The following is a 26,864-nucleotide window of genomic DNA, read 5'->3' as shown; positions in this document are numbered from 1 at the left end:
GGTCCGGCGGGTCCGCCGCAGAGCGGGCCGCCGCCCGGGCCGATCCCGCCCGGCGCGCGTTCGTATCAGGCGCCGCAGTCCGACGAACCGGGACGGCAGGGCCAGTGGCGCGAGCCGGGGTCCGAGCCGGACGACGACGAGGACAGACCCCGCAAGGGAAAACTGTGGAACAAGATGAAGGACAACCTGTTCGGCGCGCACACGGTGGTCGGCGCGGTGGCGCTCGCGGTGGTGGCGCTGCCGGGCAGCGGTGACCGGGTCGAGCTCACGGCGGCGGAGACGACGCTGACCGTGGCGCCGGGTCCCGCGGTCGCGGACCTGATCGCCTGCCCGTTGACGCCGTATGTGACCAACGAGGTCCGCCCCGGCATCGCCGCGGTGCGCGGTCACGCGCCGGGATCGCCGCGCACCGACCGGCGGGCCACCGAGCCGGAATGCGAACAGCCGGGCGTCGACACCCTGCGCTACCTGCTGCCGGGCCCGCGCCGGGCGATCGATCCGGGGCCGCCGATCGAGATCTGACGCGATTTCGGTCCGGCCTGCCCGGACTGGTATCGTGGCTCGTTGGCGTGCGGACGTACCGGGTAACCGGTCGTGCAATCGAGTCCCGGGTCTCCACCGGCCGCCGGGAGCGTTCGACCACACGCCTGGCCGGCAACACCGACGACAGACAGGGAAGCACTGTGCCTACGTACAGCCCCAAGGCTGGTGACGTGACCCGCAAGTGGTACGTCATCGATGCCACTGACGTAGTGCTCGGCCGTCTCGCCGTCCAGGCAGCGAATCTGCTGCGTGGCAAGACGAAGCCGACCTACGCACCGAACTTCGATGGTGGCGATTTCGTCATCATCATCAACGCCGACAAGGTTGCCATCAGCGGCAACAAGAAGGCGGACAAGCTGATCCACCACCACAGCGGGCACCCGGGCGGCCTCAAGTCGCGCACTGTCGGCCAGGTGTTGGAGAGCCGTCCGGACCGGCTCGTGGAGAAGGCCGTCAAGGGCATGATCCCGAAGAACAAGCTCGGCAACGCGATCGCGGGCAAGCTGAAGGTCTACGCGGGCCCCAGCCACCCGCACGCCGCTCAGCAGCCGATTCCGTTCGAGATCAAGCAGGTGGCGCAGTGAGTAACGGAGAAGATTCAGTGACCGCTCCTGAGGAATTCAACGAAGAAGCCGTCGCCGAGGAATTCGACGCTGTCGAGGTCGTCGAGGACGGCGAAGGCTACGACGAGGCCGAGGTCAGCGCGGAGAGCTTCGCGCCGATCGTGATCGACCGCCCGGTGCAGACCGTCGGCCGTCGTAAGGAAGCCGTCGTCCGCGTGCGCATGCTGCCGGGCTCGGGCAACTTCGTGCTCAACGGCCGCACCATCGAGGACTACTTCCCGAACAAGGTGCACCAGCAGCTGGTCAAGTCGCCGCTGGTGACCGTCGAGCGGACCGAGTCCTTCGACATCCACGCCCGCCTGGTCGGCGGCGGCCCGTCGGGACAGGCCGGCGCCCTGCGTCTGGCCATCGCCCGCGCGCTGATCGAGGTCACCCCGGACGACCGTCCCGCGCTGAAGCGCGCCGGCTTCCTGACCCGTGACCCGCGTGCCACCGAGCGCAAGAAGTACGGCCTCAAGAAGGCCCGTAAGGCTCCGCAGTACTCGAAGCGCTGATTTTGGCCTCGTCGCCCGCTGCCATCCGGCACCCTTGGAGGTGCCGGGGGCACAACGGTCGACGGGCAGCTGTACGAGAGCAGGCTTCCAGCAACGGCTGGTTGCCTGCTCTCGTGCTGTATCACCGTGTGGCGTCTGCGCCTTCGCCGGTCGCGTACGCCGCCGTCTCCGGACCGCCGGCGCGCGCCGCCGCGGATCCACGATGAGGGGCTGAGGTATGGGACGTTTGTTCGGCACCGACGGAATCCGTGGGTTGGCCAACGAGTCGTTGAGTCCGGAACTGGCCATGCGAGTTTCGGGTGCGGCCGCACAGATCTTGAGTCGAGGCAAGCAGCGACCGCTGGCGGTGGTCGGTCGCGATTCCCGGGCCAGCGGGGAGATGCTGGAGGCCGCGGTGACCGCGGGCCTGACCGCCACCGGTGTGAACGTGCTCCAGGTCGGCGTGCTGCCGACCCCCGCCGTCGCGTATCTGACCGGTTTGTACGACGCGTGCTTCGGCGTGATGATCTCCGCCTCGCACAACCCCATGCCGGACAACGGCATCAAGATTTTCGCCGCGGGCGGGCACAAGCTCGACGACGCGATCGAGGACCGGATCGAAGCCCTGATCACCGAGGACCTGGTGGTGCGCCCGACCGGGGCGAGCATCGGCCGGGTGGTCAACGCGGTCGGCGCGCGCGATCACGGGCCCGCGGTGCCCGATCAATACAGCCTGGCCGGTACGCACGAGCGCTATGTCGAGCATCTGGTGGCGGCGACGGCGCAGGATCTGTCCGGGCTCACCGTCGTGCTCGACTGCGCGCACGGTGCCGCGTCCGAGGTCGGGCCCGCCGCGTTCCGCGCCGCCGGGGCGACGGTGATCTCGATCAACGCCGAACCCGACGGCCTCAACATCAATGACGGTTGCGGTTCAACGCATTTGGACTCGATCCAGCAGGCGGTGCGCGAGCACGGGGCCGACCTCGGCTTGGCGCTCGACGGTGACGCCGACCGCTGCCTCGCGGTCGACGCCGCGGGCCGGATCGTCGACGGGGACGCCATCCTCGCGGTGCTCGCGCTGGCCATGCACGAAGCAGGCGAGCTGGCACAGCAGACCCTGGTCGGTACCGTGATGAGCAACCTGGGCCTGCACATCGCGATGCGCGCGGCCGGAATCGCGTTGCGCACCACCGCGGTCGGCGACCGGTACGTGCTGGAGGAACTGCGCCGCGGCGGCTACACCCTCGGTGGCGAACAGTCCGGGCACGTGATCTTCCCGCGGTTCGGCACCACCGGCGACGGCATTCTCACCGGCCTGAAACTGATGGCCAGGATGGCCACCACGCGGCGCAGCCTCGCCGAGCTGGCCGCCGTATTGCAGACCGTGCCACAGGTTTTGGTGAACGTGCCGGTCAGTGACAAGTCGCTGGTCGCGACGGCGCCGGAGGTGCGGGAGGCGGTACAGGAGGCCGAGCGCATCCTCGGCGACTCCGGCCGAGTCCTGCTGCGCCCGAGCGGAACCGAGGAACTGGTCCGCGTCATGGTGGAGGCCACCGACCCGGCCCAGGCCCGGCAACTCGCCGACGACCTCGCCAAGCGGGTCGCCTCGGTCTGACCCGCCGGCTCAGGTGGTTTCGGTGAGCTTGCCGGAATCCATGTGCCAGCGACGGGTCGCCTCGATGGTGTCGAGCATCCGGCGGTCGTGCGTGACCAGCAGCAGTGTGCCGGTGAAGGATTCGACCGCCTGCTCCAATTGCTCGATGGCGGGCAGGTCCAGGTGGTTGGTCGGCTCGTCCAGTACGAGCAGGTTCACCCCGCGGGCCTGCAGCAGGGCGAGCGCGGCACGGGTGCGTTCACCGGGTGAGAGAGTGTCGCAGGGGCGCAACGCATGTGCGCCGCGCAGGCCGAACTTGGCCAGCAGCGTGCGGATTTCGGCGTCGGGCCAATCCGGCATCTGCGCGCCGAACGTGTCGGCCAGCGATGCGGTGCCGCGGAACAACCCACGGGCCTGATCCACCTCGCCGATCTCGACCCCGGCGCCGAGTGTCGCGCTGCCGGTATCCGGCTCGATCTTGCCGAGCAACAACGCGAGCAGCGTGGATTTGCCGGAGCCGTTCGCGCCGGTCAACACGATTCGGTCGGCCCAATCGACCTGAGTGGTGACCGGGCCGAGGGTGAAATCACCGCGCGTGAGCGTCGCGTCGGACAGCGTCGCCACCACCGACCCGCTGCGCGGCGCGGCCGCGATGGTCATCCGCAGCTCCCACTCCTTGCGCGGCTCCTCGACCACGTCGAGCCGTTCGATCCGGCGTTGCGTCTGCCTGGCCTTCGCCGCCTGCTTCTCGGTGGATTCGGCGCGCATCTTGCGGCCCACCTTGTCCGAATCGACCTTCTTGGGATCGCGTGCCTTCCGGCGAGCATTGCGCACACCGTGTTCGAGCCAGTTGCGCTGCATCTGTGCCCGCGCTTCCAAACCCGCCTTGGTGTCCGCGTACTCGTCGTACGCCTCGCGCGCGTGCCTGCGGGCGATCTCGCGTTCGGCCAGATAAGCCTCGTAGCCGCCGTCGTAGGAGCCGACCTGCTGCTGCGCCAGATCCAGCTCGACCACCCGATTCACCGTGCGCGCCAAGAACTCCCGGTCATGACTGATCACCACCAGCGGCACCCGCACGCCCGCGACGAACTGCTCGAGCCGGGCCAGGCCGTCCAGGTCCAGATCGTTGGTCGGCTCGTCCAGCAGCAGAATGTCGAAGCGCGACAACAACACCGACGCCAGGCCCGCCCGCGCGGCCTGGCCGCCGGACAAGCCCGTCATCGGGGTCTCCAGGCCGTTCGCCAAGCTGACAGTCAGGCCGAGATCGGCCGCCACCTCGTCGGCGCACTGCTCCAGATCCGCGCCGCCGAGCGCGAGCCAGCGTTCCAGCGCGTCCGAATACGTCGTCGCCGCTTCGTCGCCGCCGTCGGCGAGGCGTTCGGCGGCCTCGTCCATGGCGAGCTGCGCGGCGGTGACTCCGGTTCGGCGACCGAGGAATTGGCGCACCGTCTCACCGGACACCCGCTCGGGTTCCTGCGCGAGATAGCCGATGGTCGCGTCGGGCGGGCTCACCGTGATGCTGCCGGTGGGCGTGCGCCGGTCCGCCAGCATGCGCAACAGCGTCGACTTGCCCGCGCCGTTCACCCCGACCAAGCCGATCACATCGCCCGGAGCCAGGGTGAGATCCAGATCCTCGAAGAGGACACGTTCGCCGTGCCCGGCCGAGAGGCCGCGGGCGTGCAGAGTGGTGCTCACGACTTTGCCTCGCTGGCGCTCGGCCGCGTCGTGCGCACAGGCGCGCTGTGTTCTCGGTTCGCTCGCTGGCGCTCCCTCACGACTCCGCCTCGCTGGCGCTCGGCTGCGTCGTGCGCACAGGCGCGCTGTGTTCTCGGTTCGCTCGCTGGCGCTCCCTCACGACTCCGCCTCGCCCGCGATCGGCTGGGTCGGGCGGTAATCGTGGTTCGTTCGCTGGCCCTCGTTCACGTGAGCATTCTGCCGTGCGGGGGCCGGGCGGCCCGCATCGGTGCTCTCGGGGTTGCACCCTGAGCCGGGCGGCGCGGAAATCAGGGTCGGGATCGGTCGCCGGAGCGATGTGCCGGCGGTCTGGAATCGGCAGAGTGGAGGTCGAAGAGAACATCGCCAGAGAGGGAAGACCATGACCGCACCTACCCGCCGTTTCACCCGCTCGACTCACGACAAGTGGATCGCGGGCGTCTGTGGTGGTATCGCCGAATACCTGGGCTGGAACGCCAACGTCGTGCGCCTGCTGTTTGTGATCTCGTGCCTGCTGCCGGGCCCGCAGTTCATCATCTACCTGGTGTTGTGGCTGCTGATGCCGAAGAAGTGAGGCCGGTGGGGGCTGCGTCGGACTGCTGCGGATGTCAGTATGGAGCGATGACGTTGTTCGCGGACCATCGCGGAAACCAACGCAGCGCACACCACGAGTCCTGCTGAGGAGTAGCAATGATCACCTCGGGCGAATTGCCGGGTCTGGAACTGCCCGGCATCGACGCGTCCTCATCGCTGGACGGCCTCGGTGCGGTCGAACTGCATCACCCCACCCAGGACATCGACGGCGACGGCACCCTCGACACCATCACCACCACCGGTGAGGAGGCGATGCAGGTCTGGACCGACTACGACCACGACGGCCTCGCCGACCACGTCACCGTGGTGGAAAAAGACGGCGACTACGCCGCCTGGGAGTTCCACCGGCATCCCGACGGCACGTCCGAGTGGGTCCGCACGGATCACGGGAAGATCGGGTCGTAGTTCCCGCTCGGATCGGGTTGTCCCGGCCCGGCTCGCCCATTAGATTCCCGCGTAGGACGTCCGGCGGGAATCGATGGAACCGAACGTCGGAGTGCCGCGTCGAAGAAGGTATGGACACCACTCGGCGTCGGCACGGTATCGAAGCGCGAGTTCGGACGACGCAGGGACGAAGGGGGCACGATGGGCGGCAGCGTCACGGTGGATCCGGCTGTGCTGCAACAGATCGGGGCCAATCTGAAGTCCTCGGCGGCGGTCATCGGCAACAAGGTGACCGACGCGCGGCGGCAGGATTTCGGCGCGGCGCAGGCGGGCCGGTCCTACGCCGCCGAGGGGACCAAGGTGCACGACGGTTTGGCCCGCTTCGCGACCTGGCTGCAGAACTGGCAGGGGGCCGTCGACAAAACGGGTGCACAGATCACCACCAGTGCCACCACCTACGCGACCGTGGACGATGCGAACGTACGCAAGATCACGGCAGTCGGTGTCCAACTCACCTGACGGTTCGAAAGGCAGGCGAGGCGGCCGAGCAGCAGTGGCTCCGACGGGGACGAGTGACTAATGGTTGATTACCAGGCGGGCGACAGCGCGACGGTCCAGCAGATGCTGGATAACGGCGCCGAAGGCTTGATGTACTTCGAGAGCTATCTGCCGCGCTACAACACCGTCCACGACAAGTTCGGGTACGGGCGCGCGGATCTGCCCGAATATTCGGCGCTCTGTGCGCTGTTCGACGCCGAGCGGGAGATGGATCTGGATGCGCTCGGCCAGATCGCGGCCACGGTCAGCAAGGTGAACGGCGAGGTCGGCACCGAACTGCGCAAGCAGCAGGTCCAGCTCGCGGCGTTGCCCTCGGTGTGGCAGGGCGTGGCGGGGGATGCCGCGCACACCATGCTCGCGGAACAGGTCCGCCGGGCCGAGACCGATCGCGGCACCGCCATTGCCGTCGCGTCGACGCTGTCCGCGGCGGTTCCGGGCCTGCGCAGCGTCGTACGGAGCAAAGCGGAGACCGTCGCGCGGTATTGGGACAAAGACAAGCCCGATATCGACAACACCGGCCGCAAAACGATCGACCAGTTCATCTACAACGCCGAGAACTACGCCGAGTATGAGCTCGGCAGAGACGCCAAGAAGTGGTTGCAGGAGACGTTCGTTCCGCACGTCGACGGCACCGTCGACAACTTCCTGGCGCTGTGCAAGAAGACGGATGCGGATGTGCGCCGCATCTACGGTCAGCTCGCCGACGCGCTCGCGCGGTTGGACACCAGTCAGTATCCGGCGCCGGCCGATGCGCCCGCGCCTACGGAGCAGCCGAAAGGTACTGGTACGCCTGGGACTCCGGGTACGCCAGGAACGCCCGGCACGCCTGGAACCCCGGGAACGCCCGGAACCCCGGGAACGCCCGGCACGCCTGGCACGCCCGGAACCCCGGGTACTCCTGGAACGCCCGGTACTCCGGGCACGCCGGGTACGACGCCTGCTTCCACCGTCCCTGCCGAGACCACGCCCGCTACGACGGTGCCGACCACGACGAAGATTCCCTCGCTGGACGGTCTCGCCTCGCTCAGTCAGGTGGCGAGTTCGTTGTCGCCGTTGACGTCCACGCTCACCAGTGCGGTCACCTCCGGCCTCAGTTCGCTGACCAGCAGCCTCGCGACCGGTGTGGACGACGCGATCAAGAACCTGCAATCGAGTCAGCCCACGCCGGTAGACCGGGACAACGACGGCAAGCCGGACCAGCCCGCCGCCGAATTCGACGTCGCCGGTAAGCATTTGAAGTTCGAGATGGGCGCGGACGGGTTGAAGCTCACCATGTCCGACGCCGACGGCAAGCCGCAAGAGTTCAGCCTGAAGCTGGATGAGCATGGGGTGCCGGTACTTTCGGTGAACGAGCCGAAAGCCGAAGGGGAGCCTGTGCCGTCCGACGAACCCGCATCCGATGAACCGAAGGGCGAGCAGCCCGCGGGTGAGCCGCCGAAGGGCGAACGGCCCGCGGGGGAGCAGCCGACGCCTGCCGCGGAGGCGCCGCAGTCCAAGGATCCGGCCGGGGCTCCTCGGTCCGAAGAGCCCGCACCTGCCACCCCGGACCAGGAAGCGCCTGCGCCGAAAGCGCCTGCGGCGGAGGAGAACACCGGTCAGCCAGGTCTGCCCTCCGGCGTGCCGTCCGCACGTCGCGAAGAAGACGGTGAGCACAAGCCGAAACCGATGCCCGGCAGCCAAAACCCTGACGCGCCGTCCGACAGCGGGGCCGAGCTGGCGGAGGCAGGGCCACTGTGACCCGGTTCGGCAATGACAGGTCGGTGGCGCGGTGAACCACGCCTACGAGATCGAATGCATCGTCGAGGAGAATCGGCGCGCGGTGCTCCGCTTACAGGACGAATACGACGAGATGAAACAACGCCTCAGCGACCGAGGCGGTCCGGAACTGCTCGCCGCGATCCAAGAAGCCGAAGCCCGAGCCGAAGAAGAACGAGCCCGTCAGGAAACCGAGGCACGTGAGCAACGGGAAGCAGTAGCCCGCTCCATCGCCGCCCGCCGCGCCAACCGCGACGTCGCCCCCGTAGACGCGGAAGACGAGGAAGCAGCCTTCTACCAACGAAAAACCTGGCTGATCTGAGCCGCCCCAAACCCCCGCCGCACCCGGGCGTGTCGGGGCGGGGCGTCTCGAGCCGGGTTGCCGTACGGGTCAGCGCCGGGTGACCACCACGCTGGTCGGTCCTCACAGAGGTTCGCGCTGGAGTGTCGGTGTGTCGCGCGGCGGGTTGGTGTGTGCGGTGTCGAGAAGGTCTGTGAACGTGCAGCGTTCGGGCTGAGGTGGTTGCGCTGTCGTTTGCCGGTCGGGGAGTTCGCCGATGACGGCTACCTGCCGCAGCGTGTCGGGCCGGTCGCTGTGCGCTGGTCAGCGGCGACTGGTGTCCACAGGGGTTGTCGGCGGAGTGCCGGTGTGTCGCGCGGCGGGTTGGTGTGAACGTGCCGGCCGCAGCCGAGGCCCGCCGCTGCTTCGTCCGGCGTCTCACTGGGACTCGCCGCTGGGGCGTGGGATGTGGCCCTGCGGGTCAGCGGCGGAGGAGGGAGGCTAGTTGGCCGACTTTGAGTTTGGGGGCCGGGGCTTCTTCTTTGGCGTTGGGATCTATGACGGCGGTGTGGGGGATGTCGGCGTCGGGGTCGGCGAAGACGCGGTAGGTCTTGTCGCCGGACAGTTTGGCGAGCAGGTAGCCGGCGAGGAGGGCGCGGGTGGTGCGGGCGGTCTTCGATTCGTGCTTGCCCGCGCCGACGGCGGCCAGCACTCGGCGACCCTCGACGATGCCGTTGTGGGAGGCGCCGTCGATGGCACGCAACACCATGGGTCCGCCCCAGGTGGCGGCCAAGGGGAGCGCGTTGGAGCTGACCGAGGCGATATCGGTGGCGCCGGCCAGGATGAGGGCGGGCGTGTCGATGTCGGCGCCGAGCTTCTCGGCGGCCGGGGCGGTCGGCGCGGGGAACAGCGCGGCGACGGCGGCGACCTGCCGCTGGTTCGCCGCGATGACGGCCGCGCCCGCGCCCATGCCGTGGCCGACCAAGGCGAGGCGTTCGGGGTGCACGCTGATCGAGCCGTCCCCGAGCCGCACCCCGGTGCAGATGTCCAGGGTGGTCAGCAGGTCGGTGGCCAGGCCGAGGTGCGACGGGATCGGCCCGCGCTCGGTGTCCGGGGCGGCGGCCACGATGCCCCAGGAGGCCAGGTGCTCGAGCAGGGTGCGGTAGTGCGCGACGCCGGTCAACCAGCCGTGGCCGAACGCCACCGCGGGGAGGTTGAGTCCGGATTCCGGCGTGAACACCACCCCGGGCTGCCCGGCGATGGCCAGGTTGCCGCGCAGCACCCGATGGGGGCCGCGGCTGGTCAAGGTGCTCAGAAGCGATTTCACAGACGCCGACACGACGAGAACGTTATCCGATAAGTACTCTGGTGAGCCATGTGCGGAATCGTGGGGTACGTCGGATACCGGGACGCGCTCGGCGTTGTCGTTGACGCGTTGCGCCGCATGGAATATCGCGGCTACGACTCCGCGGGCGTGGCGATCGTCGACGGCACCGGCGAGTTGGCGGTGGAACGCAAGGCGGGCAAGCTGGCCAACCTGGAGGCCGAACTGGCCGAGGTCGGGGTGGCGCGGTTCGCGGGCACCACCGGCATGGGGCACACCCGCTGGGCCACCCACGGTGCGCCGACCGACCGCAACGCGCACCCGCATCGCGACCACAGCGGCAAGGTCGCCGTGGTGCACAACGGCATCATCGAGAACTTCGCCCCGCTGCGCCGCGAACTGGAGGACGCCGGGGTCGAACTGCGCAGCGACACCGACACCGAGGTCGCGGTGCACCTGGTCGCGCAGGCTTACTCCGCAGGCCCGACGGCGGGTGATTTCGCGGCGAGCGCACTCGCGGTGCTGCGCCGGTTGGAGGGCGCGTTCACCCTGGTCTTCACGCACGCCGACCATCCGGAGATGATCGTCGCGGCGCGCCGCTCGACCCCGCTGGTGGTCGGTGTCGGCAAGGGCGAGATGTTCATCGCCTCCGATGTCACGGCGTTCATCGAGCACACCCGCGAGGCGGTCGAACTCGGGCAGGACCAGGCGGTGGTGATCACCGCGGACACCTACACGGTCACCGATTTCGCGGGGACCGACGCGGTCGCGCGGACCCGCCCGTTCACGATCGACTGGGATCTGGCCGCCGCCGAAAAGGGTGGCCACGACTACTTCATGCTCAAGGAGATCGAAGAGCAGCCCGCCGGTGTCGCGGACACGCTGATCGGGCATTTCAGCCAGGATCAGGACGGCGCGGGCCGGATCGTGCTGGACGAGCAGCGCCTGGCCGATCAGGAACTGCGCGACTTCGACAAGGTGTTCGTCGTCGCCTGCGGCAGTTCGTACCACGCGGGCCTGCTCGCCAAGTACGCGATCGAGCACTGGACCAGGCTGCCCGTCGAGGTGGAGCTGGCCAGCGAATTCCGTTACCGCGACCCGGTGTTGGACCGTTCCACGCTGGTCGTGGCGATCTCGCAGTCGGGCGAGACCGCGGACACGCTCGAGGCGGTGCGGCACGCCAAGGAGCAGAAGGCCAGGGTGCTGGCGATCTGCAACACCAACGGCGCGCAGATCCCGCGCGAGTCGGATGCGGTGCTGTACACCAGGACCGGCCCGGAGATCGGCGTCGCGTCGACGAAGGCGTTCCTGGCGCAGGTCACCGCGAACTACCTGGTCGGCTTGGCGCTGGCGCAGGCGCGGGGCACCAAGTACCCCGACGAGGTGGCCCGTGAGTTCGCCGAGCTGGAGGCGATGCCGAAGCTGGTCGAGCGGGTGCTGGCGACCGGTCCGCAGGTACGGGCCATCGCGCGGGAGCTCGCTCATGTCCAGACGGTGCTCTTCCTGGGCCGCCACGTCGGTTACCCGGTGGCGCTGGAGGGTGCGCTGAAGCTCAAGGAACTGGCGTACATGCACGCCGAGGGCTTCGCGGCCGGTGAGCTCAAGCACGGTCCGATCGCGCTGATCGAAGACGGTCTGCCGGTGATCGTGGTGATGCCGTCGCCGAATGGCCGCGCGGTGCTGCATTCGAAGCTGCTCAGCAATATCCGGGAGATCCAGGCGCGTGGCGCGCGCACCATCGTGATCGCCGAGGAGGGCGACGACACGGTGCGGCCGTTCGCCGATGACCTGATCGAGATCCCGTCCGCGCCGACGCTGTTCCAGCCATTGCTGTCGACGGTCCCGTTGCAGATCTTCGCGGCCGAGGTGGCCCAGGCCCGCGGCTACGACGTGGACAAGCCGCGCAACCTGGCCAAGTCCGTCACGGTCGAGTAGACCGGCGGCGCTGCGCCCATGGGGCAGGTGCGGATCCTCCTGTGTGACCGCCGCGCTCACACGTGTGTGGCTGCGCAGCAACACCTTTCGCCGAGACGACGCGAATCCGGCGGTGACCACAGGTCGCCGCCGGACCGATCGGATGGGACTCAGCTCGCCGGCACCAGCGCGGAGGCCGGTTCGGCAGCGGCCCGGCGTTCGATGGCACCGGACCAGACGGCCAGGCCGAGTGCGGTGACCACCAGCGCGACCCCGACCCAGTTCGGCGCGGTGTAGCCGAAGCCCGCGGCGATAACCAGTCCGCCGAGCCACGCGGCGACGGCGTTGCCGAGGTTGAACGCGCCGATATTGACCGCCGACGCCAAAGTCGGTGCGCCCGAAGCCTGGTCGAGAACGCGCTTCTGCAGCGGCGGCACGGTGGCGAAGCCGAGCGCGCCGATCAGCACGATGGTGATCGCGGCCGTGACCTTGTTGTGCGCGGTGAGGGTGAACAGCGCGAGCACCACCGCGAGTCCGCCCAGAGTGAGGTAGAGCATCGGCATCAGGTGCCGGTCGGCGAACTTGCCGCCGATCAGGTTGCCCGCGGAGAAGCCGAGGCCGAACAGGACGAGCAGCCAGGTGACCGAGCTGTCCGCGAAACCGGTGACCTCGGTCATCATCGGGGCCAGGTAGGTGATCGCCGCGAAGACACCGCCGAACCCGAGCACCGTCATGGCCATCGCGAGCAGCACCTGTGGATTGCGGAACACGGCGAGTTCGGTGCGCAGCCGGGCGTCCTGCGGCGCGGGCTGTTCCGGCACCAGCAGGGCGACGCCGAGTAGCCCGATCAGTCCGACCAGCGCGACGATCAGGAAGGTGAGCCGCCAGCCGAACTGCTGGCCGAGCAGGGTGCCGACGGGCACGCCGACCATGGTGGCCACGGTGAGGCCGGTGAACATGATCGCGATGGCGCCCGCGCGTTTGTCGGGGCGGACCACGCTGCCCGCGACCACCGCGCCGATGCCGAAGAACGCGCCGTGTGCCAGCGAGGCGACGATCCGGCCGGTCAGCATGAGCCCGAAAGTCGGTGCGACGGCGGACAATACGTTGCCCGCGACCAGGAGCAGCAGCATGCCGAGGAGCATGCGTTTGCGCGAGACGCGGGTGCCGAGTCCGGTCATCAGCGGCGCGCCGGCCACCACGCCGAGCGCGTATCCGGTGACCAGCAGGCCCGCGGTGGGGATGGACACCGCGTAGGTGTCCGCGATGTCGGGTAGCAACCCGACGACCACGAATTCGGTGGTGCCGATTCCGAAGGCCCCGAGGGTCAGGGCGAGGAGTGCGAGCGGCATGGGCGAGAGCCTCCACGTGAGATTGCGCTTGAGCCTTACGGGCGTCAACAATAATTGCAAGCGCGTGATAATTGCAAGCGCGGGCTATTGCCGACTTCATCTATCCTGGAAGGACACTCTCTACGCGGAAGGACGATCATGACCGCGGATGCCGCCCTGACCGGCTTGGCCGATGGCTGGTACGCACTGTCGCTGCTGCACGATCGGATCGAGGCGCACATCGAACGCGCCCTGCAATCCGGCCACGACCTGAGCGTCCGCGAGTACTCGCTGCTGGTGGTGTTGAGCAGGCAGCACGACGGTCCCGGCGGTCACCTACGGATGAACCAGGTCGCGGAGGCGGTGGTGCTGAGTCAGAGCGCGACGACCCGGCTGGTCACCCGGCTGGAAGACCGCGGCCTGCTCCAGCGCTACCTGTGCCCCGACGATCGCCGCGGCATCTACACCGACGTCACCCCGCCCGGCCTCGCGCTGCTGGACCGGGCGCGCCCGACCCACGACGACGCGCTCGCCAGTGCGCTCGGCCAAGCCGCGGCGGACCCGGAGCTGGCCCCGCTGGTGGCCGCGGTCGAAGCGCTCAACACGTCGTCGGCGCGGAGTCCGCGCACCCGCGCCTACCGGCCGGTCTGACGCGCGTATGTTCCGCTCGCCGCCGACGAGATCCGGCGTCGAGCGGGACTGTGCCGCTTGCGCGGGGCGTGCGGTGTCCTACTGCACGGTGACGGTGCCGCGCATTTCCGGGTGCAGGGAGCAGAGATAGCGGTAGGTCCCCGGCGCGGTGAAGGTGTAGCTCCAGTCGCCCTTGTCGATGATCGGGCTGTTGAGGCCCATCGCCTTGTCGCCGATGCCCTGCACGGTGTGCGGGGCCTTGTCGGTGAAATGCCAGGTGACGGTGTCGCCGACCTTGACGGTCACCTCACCGGGCGCGAATTTCATGTCGCGCACATCGATGGTGACGGCGGCGGGTTTCGTATCGCCCGCGGGCTGGGTGGTGGTGGTCACCGGATGCGCGGGCCGCTTCGTGGTCGTCGCGGCGGGCCCGGAATCGCCACCGCCGCAACCCGCCACCAGCATCGCGGTCAGCACCGCCACTCCGGTGGCGACCTGCGTGGACCGTGCGCGACGCGTGAGCATTGGCATGATGGCCAAGCGTAGTCTGCTGACGTTGCGGGTCCGCGCGGCAGCCGTACCGAACAACCCAGTGGAGGATCGCTCATGTCCACGCAGCGGGGCTATTTCACCGCCGACGAAGTGCGCGCGGCGGAGGCCGAGTTGTTCACGCGCGTCCCGGACGGGGTGCCCATGCAGCGCGCGGCGTACGGGCTGGCCAAGGTCGTCGCGGGGGAGCTGCGGGCGCGCACCGGCGGCGTCGCCGGTCGTGCGGTGACCTTGCTGGTCGGCTCGGGCGACAACGGCGGTGACGCGCTGTGGGCCGGATCGATGTTGCGCCGTCGCGGTGTCGAAGTGGCGGCGGTGCTGTTGAACCCGGCTCGGGCGCACACGAAAGGCCTTGCGGCACTGCGTAAGGCGGGTGGGCGGGTGCGCGCGGACATCGGCAGCCCAGACCTGGTGGTCGACGGTATCGTCGGCATCTCCGGCCGCGGAGCGTTGCGGCCCGATGCCGCGGAACTGGTTGCGGGACTGCGGGTTCCGATTGTCGCCGCGGACCTGCCGAGCGGTGTCGACCCGGATACCGGCGCGGTCACCGGCCCCGCCGTCCGCGCCGACGTCACGGTGGCGTTCGGCGCGTACAAGCCGGTGCATGTCCTCGCCGCGCCGTACTGCGGGCGAACAGAGCTGGTGCCCATCGGGTTACGACTACCCGGGCCGAATCTGGCTGCGCTGGAACCGGGATCGATCGGTGCGGACTGGCCGATACCGGCGGCGGCCGACGACAAGTACACCCAGGGGGTGACCGGCATCTGCGCGGGCAGCGCGAGCTATCCGGGCGCGGCGGTGCTGTGCACGGGCGCGGCGGTCGCGGCGACCTCGGGCATGGTCCGCTATGCCGGCACCGGCGCCGCCGACGTGCTCGCGAGGTTTCCCGAAGTCATTGCCACCCAGCAGGTCTCGGAAGTCGGCCGGGTGCAGTCGTGGGTGTTCGGCCCCGGCGCGGGCACCGACGCCGACGCCCGCAATCGTCTCGTCGAGATCCTCGCCACCGAGCTACCGGTCGTCGTCGACGCCGACGGACTGACCATGCTCGCCGCCGAACCCGAGCTGGTGCGGGCCCGCACCGCGCCGACGGTATTGACCCCGCACGCAGGCGAATTCGCGCGCCTCACCGGGCACGAAGTCGGGCCGGACCGGGTCGGCGCGGTCCGTTCGCTCGCCGACGACTGGCAGGTCACCGTCCTGTTGAAGGGCCGTGCCACCCTCGTGGCCACCCCGGGCGCGCCGGTCCTGGTCAACGAGGCGGGTGCGTCCTGGGCCGCCACCGCGGGCGCCGGTGATGTCCTCTCCGGCATTCTCGGGGCGCTGCTCGCCGCCGGACGTGATCCCGCCTGGTCCGCGGCCGCCGCCGCCCGGGTGCACGCGTTGGCGGCCAACCTCGCTGCCCAGGAGGGGCACTCGGTGGGCGCGCCGATCTCCGCGACACCCCTACTCGAGCATCTCCGACCGGCGATCGGCACCTTGCGCGCGTTCGCCGACCGTGTCGTCTGACCGGCACGCACCGCCGTGATAGACCACGCTGTGCGCTGTGCCCCGGACCACCTGCGCGCCCACCGACTCCACCAGGACATTCCCGGTCGATAGACTCGGGCCGAACACCGGTGACAACTTTCGCCGAGCGCATGGGTAACTCGCCGGGCACGGTCTGACGGCACGGCCGGTTGCCGTGCCACCTGAACTCCCGGAGAGGCGGAACAGTGCAAGTGGAGACGGTCGTCGATCTCGACGCCATCGCGCACAACGTGCGGATCCTGCGCGAACTCGCGGGCGACGCCGCCGTGATGGCGGTCGTCAAGGCCGACGGCTACAACCACGGCGCGGTCGAGGTCGGCAAGGCGGCGCTGGCCGCGGGAGCCGCCGAGCTCGGCGTCACCACCATCGCCGAGGCCGTCCAGTTGCGCGACGCGGGTATCACCGCGCCTATTCTGAGCTGGCTCAACAACTCCGCCGCCGATTACGCCGCGGCGATCCGCGCGGATATCGAGATCGGGGTGTCCTCGCTCGATCATCTGCGCGCGGTCGCCGCCGCGACCGAGCAGACCGGCCGGACGGCGACGGTCTCGCTCAAGGTCGACACCGGCCTCAACCGCAACGGCCTGTCGCCGGTCGAATATCCGCAGGCCCTGGCGGAATTGCGGACACTGGTCGACGCGCAGGCGATGCGGTTCCGGGCGCTGTTCTCCCACTTCGCGAACGCCGACGAGCCCGCGCATCCGGTCAACGACATGCAGCGCGACCGCTTCCTGGAGGCGATCGCCGTCGCCAAGGAACACGGCCTGGAACCGGAACTGGTGCACCTGGCGAACTCGCCCGCCACCCTGACCCGCCCCGACCTCGCGTTCGACATGGTCCGCCCGGGCATCGCGATGTACGGGCACAGTCCCGTGGCCGAGGACTTCGGGCTGCGCCCCGCCATGACCTTCCAGGCCCGGGTCGCGCTGGTCAAGCAGGTCGCGGCGGGCGAGGGCGTCTCGTACGGGCACACCTGGTACGCCCCGCGCGACACCACGGTGGCACTGATCCCGGTGGGCTATGCCGACGGCGTATTCCGGCCGCTCAGTGGACGTTTCGAGGTCTGGCTGGGCGGGGCACGCAGGCCGAACGTCGGCCGGGTCTGCATGGACCAGTTCGTGGTCGACCTCGGCGACAACGCCGAGAACGTCCGGGAGGGCGATATGGCCGTCCTGTTCGGCGGCGGTCCGGGCGAACCCCGCGCACAGGAGTGGGCGGATCTGCTCGGCACCATTCACTACGAGGTGGTGTGTTCGCCGCGCGGCCGGTCGGTTCGCCGCTATGTAGGCGGTGGCCGGTGAGCAGACGGCGGGTCACCGCGGTCCGCGGCGGTCTGGCCACCGCGGGCGTGGTCGCCGCGCTGGCCGGGGCGCACGCCCTGCGCCGCGCCGGCGCCCGGGTGCTCTGGCCTGCCCGCCGTGACGAATATCGCGACGAGAACTTCGCGCTCATCGACGAGGATCGCGCGGGCACCGTGCACACCGAGGACGGGGTGCGCTTGGCCACCCGCGCCTGCGGGCCCGCGGACGCGCCGGTCACGGTGATCTTCGTGCACGGCTTCTGCAACACCATGGAGTCGTTCCACTTTCAACGCCGCGACCTCGAAAAGCGCTGGGGCGCACGGGCTCGGCTGGTGCTGTTCGACCTGCGCGGGCACGGCCGCTCCGGCACCTCGGCGACCGAGCGCTGCACGGTCTCCCAGCTCGGCCGCGACCTCGCCGCCGTGATCACGGACACCGCGCCGACCGGTCCGGTGGTGCTGGTGGGTCATTCGCTGGGCGGGATGTCGGTGCTGGCGGCCGCGGCGCAGTTCCCGGAATTGTTCGCCGAGCGCGTGATCGGGATCGCCCTGCTGTCCACGGCGGCGGCCGAGGTCACCGCGGCCGGGATCACCCAGCTGCTGCGCAATCCCGCCATCGACGGCTTCCGGCTGGCCGTGGCCGCCGCGCCCGCGCTGGTGCAGGCGGGCCGCGCCACGGCGCGGCACGTGATCACGCCGATCCTGCACGTCAGCTCGTTCCACGGGCCGGTGAGCCCGACGCTGTCCCGGTTCACCACGATGATGATCGACGACACCCCGGTCGAGACCATCGTGAAATTCCTCAAAGCCATCGAGCTGCACGACGAGTCGGCCGCGCTGCCCGCGCTGGCCCAGCTGCCGGTGCTGATCATCGGCGGCTCGCACGATCTGGTGATCCCGTTCCGCAACTCACGCGCGCTCGCCCGAGAGTTGAAGGCCAGTGAGCTGATTCATCTGCGGGAGGCCGCGCACATGGCGCATCTGCAATTCCCGGACATCGTCAACGACGCGCTCGATCGATTGCTGGTGCGCGCCGGCGTGCTCGAACCGCACCCGTCGGAGGTGACCAGTGGCTGATCGTCAGCAACGCACACTGCCCACGGTGGCCGACACCGAAGCACTCGGCCGGGAACTGGCCGCCGGGCTCGGTGCCGGCGACCTGGTCGTGCTGGACGGGCCGCTCGGCGCGGGCAAGACGGCACTGACCCGCGGCATCGCGGCGGGGCTCGGGGTGCAGGGCCGGGTGAGTTCGCCCACCTTCATCATCGCCCGGCAGCACCGGGCAGGTGCGCAGGTAGGGGCGGTGCCGCTGGTGCACGTGGACGCCTACCGGCTCGGTGGCGACCTCGACGAGCTGGACGCGCTGGACCTCGACACCGACCTGCACCAGGCGGTGGTCGTGGTGGAGTGGGGCCGTGGCGTCGTGGAGCACCTGACCGACCGGCATCTGCGGGTGCAGCTCTCGCGCGAACCGGATTCGGACGTGCGCACCGCCGAATGGGAATGGGTGGATTAACTACCTGGTAGCTCCGCACCGGCGGCAGCTACCACCCGGTATCGTTGGGTCAATCATGCTGGTATTAAGTGTCGACACCGCGACACCCGCCGTGACCGCGGGATTGGTGGAACTGGAGCAGGCAGCACCGATCCAGACGCGCACGGTCGCCTCCCGTGTGCGGGTCGATCCGCGTGCGCATGCCGAGGTGCTCACGCCGCAGATCCTCGAATGTCTCACCGAGGCAGGCCGTTCCAGGACCGACCTCGCCGCGGTCGTGGTCGGCATCGGCCCCGGCCCGTTCACCGGACTGCGGGTCGGCATGGCGACCGCCGCCGCCTTCGGTGACGCGCTCGGGCTGCCGGTCTACGGGGTGTGCAGTCTCGACGCCATCGCCGCGGACGCCGCGGCGGACCTCACTCCCGAAAGCGAACTGCTCGTCGTCACCGACGCGCGCCGCCGCGAGGTCTACTGGGCGCGCTATCGCGACGGCGTGCGCGTCGCGGGACCGGAGGTGGCCAAGCCCGGCGAGGTCGATCTCGCGCAGGCCACCGTGATCGCCGGATCCGCCTCGCACGTCGACTTCTTCGACCTACCGGTGCTGCCGGTGGAGACGCCGTCACCGGCCGGCCTGGCCACGGTCGCCGCGGCCGCGGTGCTCGCGCGCGCGGTGCCCGACCCGCTGGTGCCGCTGTATCTACGCAGGCCCGACGCCGTCGAGAAGAGCTACCGCACCCTCGACCGGACGGGAGCGTGAGACCGGTGGACATCCGGATCGAACCGATGGCCGTCACCGACATCGACCGCTGCGTCGAACTGGAACAGCTGCTGTTCCCGGAGGACGACCCCTGGCACGCGGTCGCGTTCCAGTCGGAACTGGCTGCGGCACACAATCGCTACATCACCGCGCGCGACGCCGACGGGCGAATGGTCGGTTACGCCGGCATCGCGCTGCTCGGTGACGACCGCCACCCCGAAGCCGAGGTACACACCATCGGCGTCGACCCGAGCTACCTGCGCGCCGGCATCGGCACCCGGCTGCTGGAGGCCCTGCTCGACGAAGCAGGCAAGCGCGGCGGGCCGGTGTTCCTCGAGGTGCGCACCGACAACGATCCCGCGATCGCGTTGTACGCCAAGCACGGATTCCACATCATCGGCCTGCGCAAGAACTACTACCACCCCAGCGGCGCCGACGCCTACACCATGCGCAGGCCCGCGCTGAGCGCCCTGCCCCTGCCGGACGAGGTGCTCTCGTGATCATCATGGGCATCGAAAGCTCCTGCGACGAAACCGGAGTCGGCATCGTGCGCAGGCACGAGGACGGCAGCTGCGAGCTGCTCGCCGACGAGGTCGCCTCCAGCGTCGATCAGCACGCCCGCTTCGGCGGCGTGGTGCCCGAGATCGCGTCCCGGGCACACCTGGAAGCGATCGTCCCCGCCATGCGCCGGGCGCTCGCCGCCGCCGGCATCACCAAGCCCGACGCGCTCGCCGTGACCATCGGCCCCGGACTGGCGGGCGCGCTGCTGGTCGGCGTCGCGGCGGCGAAAGCCTATGCGGCGGCCTGGGATGTGCCGTTCTACGCGCTGAACCATCTCGGCGGGCACGTCGCGGTGGACACGCTGGAGCACGGTCCGATGCCGCCGTGCGTCGCGCTGCTCGTGTCCGGCGGGCACACCCACCTGCTGCACGTCACCGATCTGGCCGCACCCATCGTCGAGCTGGGCAGCACCGTCGACGATGCCGCCGGCGAGGCGTTCGACAAGGTCGCGCGGCTGCTCGGGCTCGGCTTTCCCGGCGGCCCGGCACTGGACGCCGCTGCCGCACAGGGTGATCCGGGTGCGATCGCCTTCCCGCGCGGCATGACCGGCCCGCGGGACGCCCGATACGACTTCTCCTTCTCCGGCCTGAAAACCGCCGTCGCCCGCTACGTCGAGGCAGCGCAGCGCAGTGGCCTGACCGCCGCCGACCTGCCCATCCCGAATATCGCCGCGTCGTTCCAGGAAGCGGTCGCCGACGTGCTCACCATGAAAGCGGTCCGCGCCGCGCAGGACGTCGGCGTCGACACCCTCGTGCTCGGCGGCGGCGCCACCGCCAATTCCCGGATCCGCTCGATGGCCGAAGAACGTTGCGCCGCCGCCGGATTGACCCTCCGCGTGCCCAAACCCCGGCTGTGCACCGACAACGGCGTGATGATCGCCGCCCTCGGCGCCCACGTGATCGCCGGCGGTGCACCCCCCTCCGCCCTCACCGTAGCCACCGACCCCGGCCTCCCGGTCTCGGTAAGCCGCGTCAGCTGACCCCGCACCCCTTCTGCCTTCCCACACCCGCTGCGGCCCGCCATAGCGGGTGCGTGGCCGCGGCATGTCGGACCTACGCTCGGGCTCTCGCCGCCGACCACGGCAACGGATGCGGACCCGCGAGTGCCGGTCGGCGGCGCTCCCCGGCGTAGTCGCACGAGTTCTGTGTTCCCGCACCGGCTGTGGCCCGCCGTAGCGGGTGCGAGGCCGCGGAAGTGGTGTGGCACTTTGCCGCTGGCCACAGCACCGGATGCTGGCCGCAGCGCCGGTCGGCGGCCCCACCTTGTCGTAGTCGCACGGGTTCTGTCTTCTCGCACCCGCTGTGGCCTGCCATAGCGGGTGCGAAGCCACAGAAGGGGTGCGTGAGCTCAGAAGTGGTGCCGCGAGCGCGGGGGCTGTCGTCGCGGGCCGCGCAGACGGACGCGGACAGCGACTACCGGTCGGCGGCGCCGCTTCGACGTGGCCGCACCGGTTCTGTGTTCCCGCACCGGTTGTGGCCCGCCGTAGCGGGTGCGAAGCCGCAGAAGTGGTGCGTGAGCTCAGAAGTGGTGCGGGCCGTGGGGCGGATGCTGACCTTGTTGGTGCGCGGAACCTTCGGGCGGCGCACCTCGGGGGAACGCGGTTCAGTCCGGGTGGCTCGGCTGGTCGGTTCCGCCGAGGTGGGCGGAGCCGGAGTTGGAGCGGGGGATGATGGGGAGTTGGGATTGGGCGGGGGCCTGGCGTTGGCCGGTGGGCGGGACCTGGGTCGGGGTGGGGGCGGCGCCGGGCTTGGGCTTGTCCGGCCCCGAGGAACCGCCCGGGGGCGTGGTGGGGTTGCCGAACAGCGGGCCGAGCAGTTCGGGGAACGGGATGACCGGGAGGTTCGGGTCCGGCCGCAGGGTGGGCGGGCTGGGCGGCGGGGCGGCGGACGGTGCCGGCGTGCTCGACGGCTGCCCGCGGTCCTGGGTGATCGAGGGCAGGTTGCCGTCGCTCGGCCGGTTGGTGCTCTCCTGGGTACGCCCGCTGGTCGCGGTGCCCGCTCCGGTCGGCGGGACGACGCTCACCGGTGCGGGCGGCAGCTGGGACGCGCTGCTGGTGGTGCCCGCGGGGGAGACCTCGTCGTCGGAGGTGGGCGCGAACGTCTTCACGCCGTAGCCGATGATCAGCCCGACCACGACGATGGCACCGGCGAGCGTGCCGACCACCTTGGTGAACGTGCCGACCGGCGCGTCGCTGCCGAGCGCGGCCAGCGGGATCACCGACGGCTGGACCGAATCGGCAACCAGCGCGGCCCCTTTCGCGATCACGGCGTCGGGATCTTCCACCGTGAACACCGGCACGTCGAGCTGGTGGGCGAGGGTGTCCACGACGGCGGGGATATTGGCGCCGCCGCCGATCACGGCCACCGCTTCGGGGAACTTGGGCGCCCGGGCGAATACCGCGGCCGCGAAGACGGCGGTCTCGCGGAGCAGGTCGGCGATGAGCTCTTCGAAGTCGGCCCTGGTCAGTTTGAGCGGCTGCCCGGCGACATGGTCGATGGTGACGGCGGGCGCGATGGACAGATGTTCCTTGGCCGCGCGGCCACGGTTGGTCAGCATGCCGCGGTTGGGCCGGGTGCCGCGCCGGGCGTAGTGCAGGTCGACCAGATGGTGGTAGATCAGGTCGTCGATGGCGTTGCCGCTGATCGCGCCGGTGCGCTCGGACCGCAGCACGGTGCCGTCGGCCTGGTCGGCCACGGTGACGGTGAGCCCGCTCGCGCCGAGATCGATGATGGCGACCGTCTCGTAGCGGTCGAGCAGCCCGGTGTGCCGGAGGTAGGTGAGTGCCGCGGTGCCCTCGGGCACCAGGCGCAGTTCGCGCTGTTTGCCGGTGGCCGAGCGGATGGCCTGCGCCTGCTCTTTGGTCCGGTAGGCGACGGCGACGCTGGTGGGCGGCCTGCTGGTCGGCGATTCGAGGTTGCGCGGGCTCGCGCCGGCGAACCGGGCGCCGACGGGGTAGTCCACGTCGTGGGCCAGCTGGGTGGTCGGCAGCTGGGTGGTCATCAACTCGATCGAGGAGGCGACCAGGTCGCCGAGATCGGAATGCGCCGCGTCGGCGGAGACGACCCGGTAATCGAAGCTCTGCGCCCCGTTCGCGGCGGTGGCGACCAGTGCCGAGCAGACGACCTCGGACCCGGCGGAGATGCCGAGGGATGTTCGCATGTTCATTCACCTCCCTTCGAGCGGATGGTCATGTGCGGCTGGGGTATTCGCTCTCGTAAGCAACTCGTCGTCGCCGACCATCTCGTTGGACTGCCGAATCGTCGTGGTCGACGCACGGTTCGGACTCCGAAATCCGGTCGGTCCCGTTGTCCGGTGGGGTCGCGGGGACCGGCGGTGGATCACGTGTGGCTAGCTCTCTGGTGCAGCTCTCGATGAGACGTAGTTCTGGTGACGCTGGGTGTTCCCCGGTGCCGGGTGGTTCGCGGGCTCCGGGGCGTCGGTGCCGTGGAACTGCTCGGTGCCGCTGAACTGTTCGGTGCCGCTGAGGTATTCGGTGAAGCCGAGTGCCGTGACGACGTGCCTGCTGTTGACGACCCCTGGTCTCCGACGGCACTGGTTCGGGACGAACACAGTGGTCGGACAGCGACCGTCGTCAATAGTGTCACAATCCGTTATCCGAACGTTACAGTTTTCCGGATCTATTTGGAACCCCCGCGAGCGTGCGTTGGGCGTGTCGCGACCGCCTGGGCTGCACGGCGATCCGAAATTGGCACCGCCCGGCCTTGAGCGCTGGCACTCTCATGTATAGAGTGCTAGTCGGCACTGTGTGACATGCCCGGCCGGACACCCGTCCGCTCGGTGCTTTGTACTTGTGCCAGGCAGTTTCGACTACTGAGCAGGGGTCCCGGCACCCGCGACGACGGGGCTGAGCGCAGGGTCGGCTACCGCTTGCGACTGTTTGCAGGTCGCTCGAAAGAACCTGTGACCGATACAGATACCGATGGTCCGGAACAACAGTTCCGGTAATCCCCTGAAAGTGGAGGGCTCAACGTGGCGAGCGTGAACATCAAGCCGCTCGAGGACAAGATCCTCGTCCAGGCCAACGAGGCCGAGACGACGACGGCCTCCGGCCTGGTCATCCCCGACACGGCGAAGGAAAAGCCGCAGGAGGGCACCGTCATCGCCGTCGGCGAAGGCCGCGTCACCGACAAGGGTGACCGCATCCCGGTCGACGTCAAGGAAGGTGACACCGTCATCTACAGCAAGTACGGCGGCACCGAGATCAAGTACCAGGGCGAGGAGTACCTCATCCTGTCGGCGCGCGACGTGCTGGCCGTCGTCACCAAGTGACCGCGCTCCGCGCGGTGGTGACGGTCCGCTGCCACCCGACCGCCCGGATCTAGTCGTGCCACTGCCCCGGTTCCGCTGAGCGGGGCCGGGGCAGTGTCATCTCAAGCCCTGGAATCCAAGGAATAGGACTTATGGCAAAGCAGATCGAGTTCGACGAGCACGCTCGCCGGGCTCTGGAACGCGGCGTCGACAAGCTCGCCGACGCCGTCAAGGTCACCCTCGGCCCGCGTGGCCGCCACGTCGTGCTCGCGAAGGCCTTCGGCGGCCCGACCGTGACCAACGACGGTGTCACCATCGCGCGCGAGATCGACCTCGAGGACCCGTTCGAGAACCTCGGCGCGCAGCTGGTCAAGAGCGTCGCCACGAAGACCAACGATGTGGCGGGCGACGGCACCACCACCGCCACCGTGCTGGCCCAGGCACTGGTCCGGGCCGGCCTGAAGAACGTTGCCGCGGGCGCGAATCCGATTTCGCTCGGCGCGGGCATCGCCAAGGCCGCCGACGCGGTCGCCGAGGCACTGCTGGCCGCGGCCACCCCGGTGTCCGGCGAGAAGGCGATCGCGCAGGTCGCCACGGTCTCCTCGCGGGACGAGGAAATCGGCGAGATGGTCGGCAAGGCGCTGACTGTCGTCGGCAAGGACGGCGTCGTCACTGTCGAGGAGTCCTCGACGCTGCAGACCGAGCTCGTCGTCACCGAGGGCGTGCAGTTCGACAAGGGCTACCTGTCGCCGTACTTCGTCACCGACATCGACGCCCAGCAGGCCGTGCTGGAGGACGCCTACATCCTGCTGCACCGGGAGAAGGTCAGCTCGCTGCCCGACTTCCTGCCGCTGCTGGAGAAGATCGCCGAATCCGGCAAGCCGGTGCTGATCATCGCCGAGGACGTCGAGGGCGAGGCGCTGTCCACCCTGGTGGTCAACTCGATCCGCAAGACGATCAAGGCCGTCGCGGTGAAGGCGCCGTTCTTCGGTGACCGGCGCAAGGCGTTCCTGGACGACCTGGCCGTGGTCACCGCGGGCACCGTGATCAACCCGGACCTGGGCATCACGCTGCGCGAGGCCGGCCTCGACGTGCTGGGCAAGGCGCGCCGCGTCGTCGTCAGCAAGGACGACACCACCATCATCGATGGTGCGGGTACCGCCGAGGACATTTCGGCGCGCAGCGCGCAGCTGCGGCGGGAGATCGAGGCCACCGACTCCGACTGGGATCGGGAGAAGCTCGAGGAGCGGCTGGCCAAGCTGTCCGGCGGCGTCGCGGTGATCAAGGTCGGCGCGGCCACCGAGACGGCGCTCAAGGAGCGCAAGTACCGGGTCGAGGACGCGGTGAGCGCGGCCAAGGCGGCGGTCGAGGAGGGCATCGTGCCCGGCGGCGGCTCCGCGCTGGTGCAGGCGGCGGCCAAGCTCGGCGACCTGCGCGACTCGCTGTCCGGCGACGAGGCGGTCGGCGTCGAGGTGGTGCGGACCGCGCTGTCGGCCCCGCTGTTCTGGATCGCCACCAACGCGGGCGTGGACGGTGCCGTGGTGGTCAGCAAGGTCGCCGAGGGCAAGGACGGCTTCAACGCCGCCACCCTCACCTACGGTGACCTGGTCACCGACGGTGTCGTCGACCCGGTGAAGGTGACCCGCTCGGCCGTGGTGAACGCGGCGTCGGTGGCGCGCATGATCCTGACCACCGAGAGCGCGGTCGTGGACAAGCCCGCCGAAGAGGCGCCGGAGCACAGCCACCACGGGCACAGCCACTGAGCTGACCCCGGCGTAGAACCGGAGAAGGCCCTCGGACATCGTCCGGGGGCCTTCGTTTTATGTGCTCGAGTGGCTGCTATGTGCTCAAGAGGCTACGGGCGGCTGTTCGGCCGCGATGGTGGCGAGCAACCGACTCCGCAACGCTGCGGGCGGTTGGCTGGCCGAAGCAGTGGCGAGCGTCGCGAGGGCCTCGCGCGTCCGCCGGATCTCGGTGATGAACTCCGCACGTAGCGCGGGGTCCTCGGTGTCGAGCAGTTCCTGCACCTCATGGTGGTCTTCGTCGTCGATCGATCCGAGCGCGACGGTGTGCGCGAGATCGACCTGGCGTTCGTTCATCTCACGTCACCCCCAAACTTCTTTTGAGTCGTGTCAATCCGTCCCGAATTCGGGACTTAACGGTCGGTAACCCTACGCCAAGGTAGTGGGCTACCTCCGCATAGGTTCGCCCGCCGTAGTAGGCGAGCGAGATGGCTTCTCGCTGGGTTTCGGTCAAGGTCGCGAGACCGTCGAGGACGGCCTGCTGTTCGAGCCTTCGCTCTACCTCTTCGGTCACTTCGTCGAATTCGTTACCGAGCACCCGGATGCCGTAGGCGACCTCGCGTTGGGTGTGCGCCTGCTCGGCGCGGACCCGGTCCACGGCTCGCCGATGTGCCAGCGTCATCAACCACGTCACGGCCGAGCCCTTGTCGGGGTCGAAACTGGCGGCGGTGCGCCAGATCTGTAGATAGACCTCTTGGGTCGTCTCCTCGGCGTATCCGGGGTCGTGTAGGACGCGCAGCACCAGACCGAAGACGCGCGCGGACGTCCGGTCGTATAGCTCGGCGAAGGCTTCCTGGTCGGCTTGGCCGCACTTGTCCAGCAAGGCGGCGAGCTCGATACTTTCGGCGGCGCGGGCCGTAACCGCAGAATCCACACCGGGTGGGAAGG

The 26,864-nt window shown here is 69.5% G+C and carries 26 protein-coding genes and 1 pseudogene; 20 read left to right on the top strand and 7 right to left on the bottom strand.

The window, feature by feature from the left end:
• From NVU01S_RS44400 to glmM, 4 genes and pseudogenes are all read left to right on the top strand, one after another.
• Positions 1 to 522 (top strand): annotated as a pseudogene (locus tag NVU01S_RS44400) (hypothetical protein); the annotation flags it as partial.
• Positions 523 to 683: 161 nt separating this feature from the next.
• A complete protein-coding gene (gene rplM / locus NVU01S_RS37880) occupies positions 684 to 1,127 on the top strand; it encodes a 50S ribosomal protein L13 (protein WP_014981802.1) in 444 nt (147 codons plus the stop codon).
• A gap of 17 nt (positions 1,128 to 1,144) precedes the next feature.
• The gene (rpsI, locus tag NVU01S_RS37875; protein ID WP_014981803.1) at positions 1,145 to 1,660 is read left to right on the top strand and encodes a 30S ribosomal protein S9; all 516 of its coding nucleotides are present in this window, start codon (positions 1,145 to 1,147) and stop codon (positions 1,658 to 1,660) included.
• 217 nt (positions 1,661 to 1,877) lie between these two features.
• Positions 1,878 to 3,254, top strand: coding sequence for a phosphoglucosamine mutase (gene glmM / locus NVU01S_RS37870; protein WP_043683183.1), 1,377 nt, complete (start codon positions 1,878 to 1,880; stop codon positions 3,252 to 3,254).
• A gap of 9 nt (positions 3,255 to 3,263) precedes the next feature.
• Here the strand turns inward: glmM and NVU01S_RS37865 are convergent, their stop codons facing one another.
• Positions 3,264 to 4,928 (bottom strand): ABC-F family ATP-binding cassette domain-containing protein, encoded by a 1,665-nt coding sequence (locus tag NVU01S_RS37865; RefSeq protein ID WP_043683187.1) that lies wholly within the window; start codon positions 4,926 to 4,928, stop codon positions 3,264 to 3,266.
• Positions 4,929 to 5,328: 400 nt separating this feature from the next.
• On the opposite strand from NVU01S_RS37865, the gene NVU01S_RS37860 reads away from it, so the two are divergent.
• From NVU01S_RS37860 to NVU01S_RS37840, 5 genes are all read left to right on the top strand, one after another.
• Positions 5,329 to 5,520 carry a PspC domain-containing protein gene (locus tag NVU01S_RS37860; RefSeq protein WP_014981806.1) on the top strand — a complete coding sequence of 64 codons (192 nt, stop codon included), beginning with the start codon at positions 5,329 to 5,331 and terminating at the stop codon, positions 5,518 to 5,520.
• 116 nt (positions 5,521 to 5,636) lie between these two features.
• Positions 5,637 to 5,945 carry a DUF6802 family protein gene (locus NVU01S_RS37855; RefSeq protein WP_014981807.1) on the top strand — a complete coding sequence of 103 codons (309 nt, stop codon included), beginning with the start codon at positions 5,637 to 5,639 and terminating at the stop codon, positions 5,943 to 5,945.
• 180 nt (positions 5,946 to 6,125) lie between these two features.
• Positions 6,126 to 6,443: a type VII secretion target gene (locus tag NVU01S_RS37850; RefSeq protein WP_043678974.1), complete on the top strand. Its 318-nt coding sequence runs from the start codon at positions 6,126 to 6,128 to the stop codon at positions 6,441 to 6,443.
• A gap of 60 nt (positions 6,444 to 6,503) precedes the next feature.
• Positions 6,504 to 8,219 (top strand): WXG100 family type VII secretion target, encoded by a 1,716-nt coding sequence (locus NVU01S_RS44680; protein WP_043678971.1) that lies wholly within the window; start codon positions 6,504 to 6,506, stop codon positions 8,217 to 8,219.
• A gap of 31 nt (positions 8,220 to 8,250) precedes the next feature.
• A complete protein-coding gene (locus NVU01S_RS37840) occupies positions 8,251 to 8,559 on the top strand; it encodes a hypothetical protein (RefSeq protein ID WP_043678968.1) in 309 nt (102 codons plus the stop codon).
• Positions 8,560 to 8,998: 439 nt separating this feature from the next.
• On the opposite strand, the gene NVU01S_RS37835 is transcribed toward NVU01S_RS37840, so the two are convergent.
• Entirely contained in the window at positions 8,999 to 9,856 is an 858-nt protein-coding gene (locus tag NVU01S_RS37835) for a dienelactone hydrolase family protein (RefSeq protein ID WP_043678964.1), read from the bottom strand.
• Positions 9,857 to 9,892: 36 nt separating this feature from the next.
• Between NVU01S_RS37835 and glmS the strand changes: the two genes are divergently transcribed.
• Positions 9,893 to 11,776: a glutamine--fructose-6-phosphate transaminase (isomerizing) gene (glmS, locus tag NVU01S_RS37830; RefSeq protein WP_043678961.1), complete on the top strand. Its 1,884-nt coding sequence runs from the start codon at positions 9,893 to 9,895 to the stop codon at positions 11,774 to 11,776.
• Between the two features lie 149 nt (positions 11,777 to 11,925).
• On the opposite strand, the gene NVU01S_RS37825 is transcribed toward glmS, so the two are convergent.
• Positions 11,926 to 13,107 (bottom strand): MFS transporter, encoded by a 1,182-nt coding sequence (locus tag NVU01S_RS37825; protein WP_043678958.1) that lies wholly within the window; start codon positions 13,105 to 13,107, stop codon positions 11,926 to 11,928.
• Between the two features lie 138 nt (positions 13,108 to 13,245).
• Between NVU01S_RS37825 and NVU01S_RS37820 the strand changes: the two genes are divergently transcribed.
• A complete protein-coding gene (locus tag NVU01S_RS37820) occupies positions 13,246 to 13,737 on the top strand; it encodes a MarR family winged helix-turn-helix transcriptional regulator (RefSeq protein ID WP_043678955.1) in 492 nt (163 codons plus the stop codon).
• A gap of 78 nt (positions 13,738 to 13,815) precedes the next feature.
• Here the strand turns inward: NVU01S_RS37820 and NVU01S_RS37815 are convergent, their stop codons facing one another.
• Positions 13,816 to 14,247: a cupredoxin domain-containing protein gene (locus tag NVU01S_RS37815; RefSeq protein ID WP_244467467.1), complete on the bottom strand. Its 432-nt coding sequence runs from the start codon at positions 14,245 to 14,247 to the stop codon at positions 13,816 to 13,818.
• 75 nt (positions 14,248 to 14,322) lie between these two features.
• Here NVU01S_RS37815 and NVU01S_RS37810 point away from each other — a divergent pair, with 75 nt between their 5' ends.
• From NVU01S_RS37810 to tsaD, 7 genes are all read left to right on the top strand, one after another.
• The gene (locus NVU01S_RS37810) at positions 14,323 to 15,771 is read left to right on the top strand and encodes an NAD(P)H-hydrate dehydratase (RefSeq protein ID WP_043678950.1); all 1,449 of its coding nucleotides are present in this window, start codon (positions 14,323 to 14,325) and stop codon (positions 15,769 to 15,771) included.
• A gap of 206 nt (positions 15,772 to 15,977) precedes the next feature.
• Positions 15,978 to 17,093 carry an alanine racemase gene (gene alr / locus NVU01S_RS37805; RefSeq protein WP_244467466.1) on the top strand — a complete coding sequence of 372 codons (1,116 nt, stop codon included), beginning with the start codon at positions 15,978 to 15,980 and terminating at the stop codon, positions 17,091 to 17,093.
• Positions 17,090 to 18,169, top strand: coding sequence for an alpha/beta fold hydrolase (locus NVU01S_RS37800; RefSeq protein ID WP_043678945.1), 1,080 nt, complete (start codon positions 17,090 to 17,092; stop codon positions 18,167 to 18,169). The genes alr and NVU01S_RS37800 overlap by 4 nt, the downstream gene beginning before the upstream one ends.
• Positions 18,162 to 18,608, top strand: a complete 447-nt coding sequence (gene tsaE, locus NVU01S_RS37795; RefSeq protein ID WP_014981819.1) for a tRNA (adenosine(37)-N6)-threonylcarbamoyltransferase complex ATPase subunit type 1 TsaE — start codon at positions 18,162 to 18,164, stop codon at positions 18,606 to 18,608. The genes NVU01S_RS37800 and tsaE overlap by 8 nt, the downstream gene beginning before the upstream one ends.
• Before the next feature lie 55 nt (positions 18,609 to 18,663).
• Positions 18,664 to 19,344: a tRNA (adenosine(37)-N6)-threonylcarbamoyltransferase complex dimerization subunit type 1 TsaB gene (gene tsaB / locus NVU01S_RS37790; RefSeq protein WP_029903672.1), complete on the top strand. Its 681-nt coding sequence runs from the start codon at positions 18,664 to 18,666 to the stop codon at positions 19,342 to 19,344.
• A 5-nt stretch (positions 19,345 to 19,349) separates the two neighbouring features.
• Entirely contained in the window at positions 19,350 to 19,844 is a 495-nt protein-coding gene (gene rimI, locus NVU01S_RS37785; protein ID WP_088607034.1) for a ribosomal protein S18-alanine N-acetyltransferase, read from the top strand.
• Positions 19,841 to 20,884, top strand: a complete 1,044-nt coding sequence (gene tsaD, locus NVU01S_RS37780; protein ID WP_043678941.1) for a tRNA (adenosine(37)-N6)-threonylcarbamoyltransferase complex transferase subunit TsaD — start codon at positions 19,841 to 19,843, stop codon at positions 20,882 to 20,884. Before rimI ends, tsaD begins: the two co-directional genes overlap by 4 nt.
• Positions 20,885 to 21,507: 623 nt before the next feature.
• Here tsaD and NVU01S_RS37775 read toward each other — a convergent pair.
• Positions 21,508 to 23,064: a DUF7159 family protein gene (locus NVU01S_RS37775; protein ID WP_043678999.1), complete on the bottom strand. Its 1,557-nt coding sequence runs from the start codon at positions 23,062 to 23,064 to the stop codon at positions 21,508 to 21,510.
• Positions 23,065 to 23,895: 831 nt separating this feature from the next.
• Between NVU01S_RS37775 and groES the strand changes: the two genes are divergently transcribed.
• Together groES and groL are read left to right on the top strand one after the other, a co-directional pair.
• Positions 23,896 to 24,195: a co-chaperone GroES gene (gene groES, locus NVU01S_RS37770; RefSeq protein WP_014981824.1), complete on the top strand. Its 300-nt coding sequence runs from the start codon at positions 23,896 to 23,898 to the stop codon at positions 24,193 to 24,195.
• A gap of 131 nt (positions 24,196 to 24,326) precedes the next feature.
• Complete coding sequence (gene groL / locus NVU01S_RS37765; protein ID WP_043678938.1) at positions 24,327 to 25,937, top strand: chaperonin GroEL; 1,611 nt, start codon at positions 24,327 to 24,329, stop codon at positions 25,935 to 25,937.
• 84 nt (positions 25,938 to 26,021) lie between these two features.
• On the opposite strand, the gene NVU01S_RS37760 is transcribed toward groL, so the two are convergent.
• On the bottom strand, positions 26,022 to 26,273 hold the full coding sequence (locus NVU01S_RS37760; protein WP_043678935.1) for an RskA family anti-sigma factor: 252 nt from the start codon (positions 26,271 to 26,273) through the stop codon (positions 26,022 to 26,024).
• 1 nt (position 26,274) lies between these two features.
• Positions 26,275 to 26,850 (bottom strand): sigma-70 family RNA polymerase sigma factor, encoded by a 576-nt coding sequence (locus NVU01S_RS37755; RefSeq protein ID WP_014981827.1) that lies wholly within the window; start codon positions 26,848 to 26,850, stop codon positions 26,275 to 26,277.
• Positions 26,851 to 26,864 lie beyond the last annotated feature (14 nt).

It is taken from the genome of Nocardia vulneris (assembly GCF_001613425.1).
Taxonomy (GTDB): domain Bacteria; phylum Actinomycetota; class Actinomycetes; order Mycobacteriales; family Mycobacteriaceae; genus Nocardia; species Nocardia vulneris.
Note: the sequence above shows the minus strand (reverse complement) of the source record. Positions and strands in the feature narration are given on the sequence as shown.

Bases quoted from the DNA above. Each gene is read 5' to 3' on its own strand.
- NVU01S_RS37815 (WP_244467467.1), bottom strand. From the start codon at position 14,247: ATGCCAATGCTCACGCGTCGCGCACGGTCCACGCAGGTCGCCACCGGA.
- NVU01S_RS37820 (WP_043678955.1), top strand. From the start codon at position 13,246: ATGACCGCGGATGCCGCCCTGACCGGCTTGGCCGATGGCTGGTACGCA.
- NVU01S_RS37825 (WP_043678958.1), bottom strand. From the start codon at position 13,107: ATGCCGCTCGCACTCCTCGCCCTGACCCTCGGGGCCTTCGGAATCGGC.
- NVU01S_RS37775 (WP_043678999.1), bottom strand. From the start codon at position 23,064: ATGCGAACATCCCTCGGCATCTCCGCCGGGTCCGAGGTCGTCTGCTCG.
- NVU01S_RS37850 (WP_043678974.1), top strand. From the start codon at position 6,126: ATGGGCGGCAGCGTCACGGTGGATCCGGCTGTGCTGCAACAGATCGGG.
- glmS (WP_043678961.1), top strand. From the start codon at position 9,893: ATGTGCGGAATCGTGGGGTACGTCGGATACCGGGACGCGCTCGGCGTT.
- glmM (WP_043683183.1), top strand. From the start codon at position 1,878: ATGGGACGTTTGTTCGGCACCGACGGAATCCGTGGGTTGGCCAACGAG.
- groL (WP_043678938.1), top strand. From the start codon at position 24,327: ATGGCAAAGCAGATCGAGTTCGACGAGCACGCTCGCCGGGCTCTGGAA.
- NVU01S_RS37760 (WP_043678935.1), bottom strand. From the start codon at position 26,273: ATGAACGAACGCCAGGTCGATCTCGCGCACACCGTCGCGCTCGGATCG.
- NVU01S_RS37810 (WP_043678950.1), top strand. From the start codon at position 14,323: ATGTCCACGCAGCGGGGCTATTTCACCGCCGACGAAGTGCGCGCGGCG.
- NVU01S_RS37860 (WP_014981806.1), top strand. From the start codon at position 5,329: ATGACCGCACCTACCCGCCGTTTCACCCGCTCGACTCACGACAAGTGG.
- NVU01S_RS37855 (WP_014981807.1), top strand. From the start codon at position 5,637: ATGATCACCTCGGGCGAATTGCCGGGTCTGGAACTGCCCGGCATCGAC.
- tsaB (WP_029903672.1), top strand. From the start codon at position 18,664: ATGCTGGTATTAAGTGTCGACACCGCGACACCCGCCGTGACCGCGGGA.
- NVU01S_RS44680 (WP_043678971.1), top strand. From the start codon at position 6,504: ATGGTTGATTACCAGGCGGGCGACAGCGCGACGGTCCAGCAGATGCTG.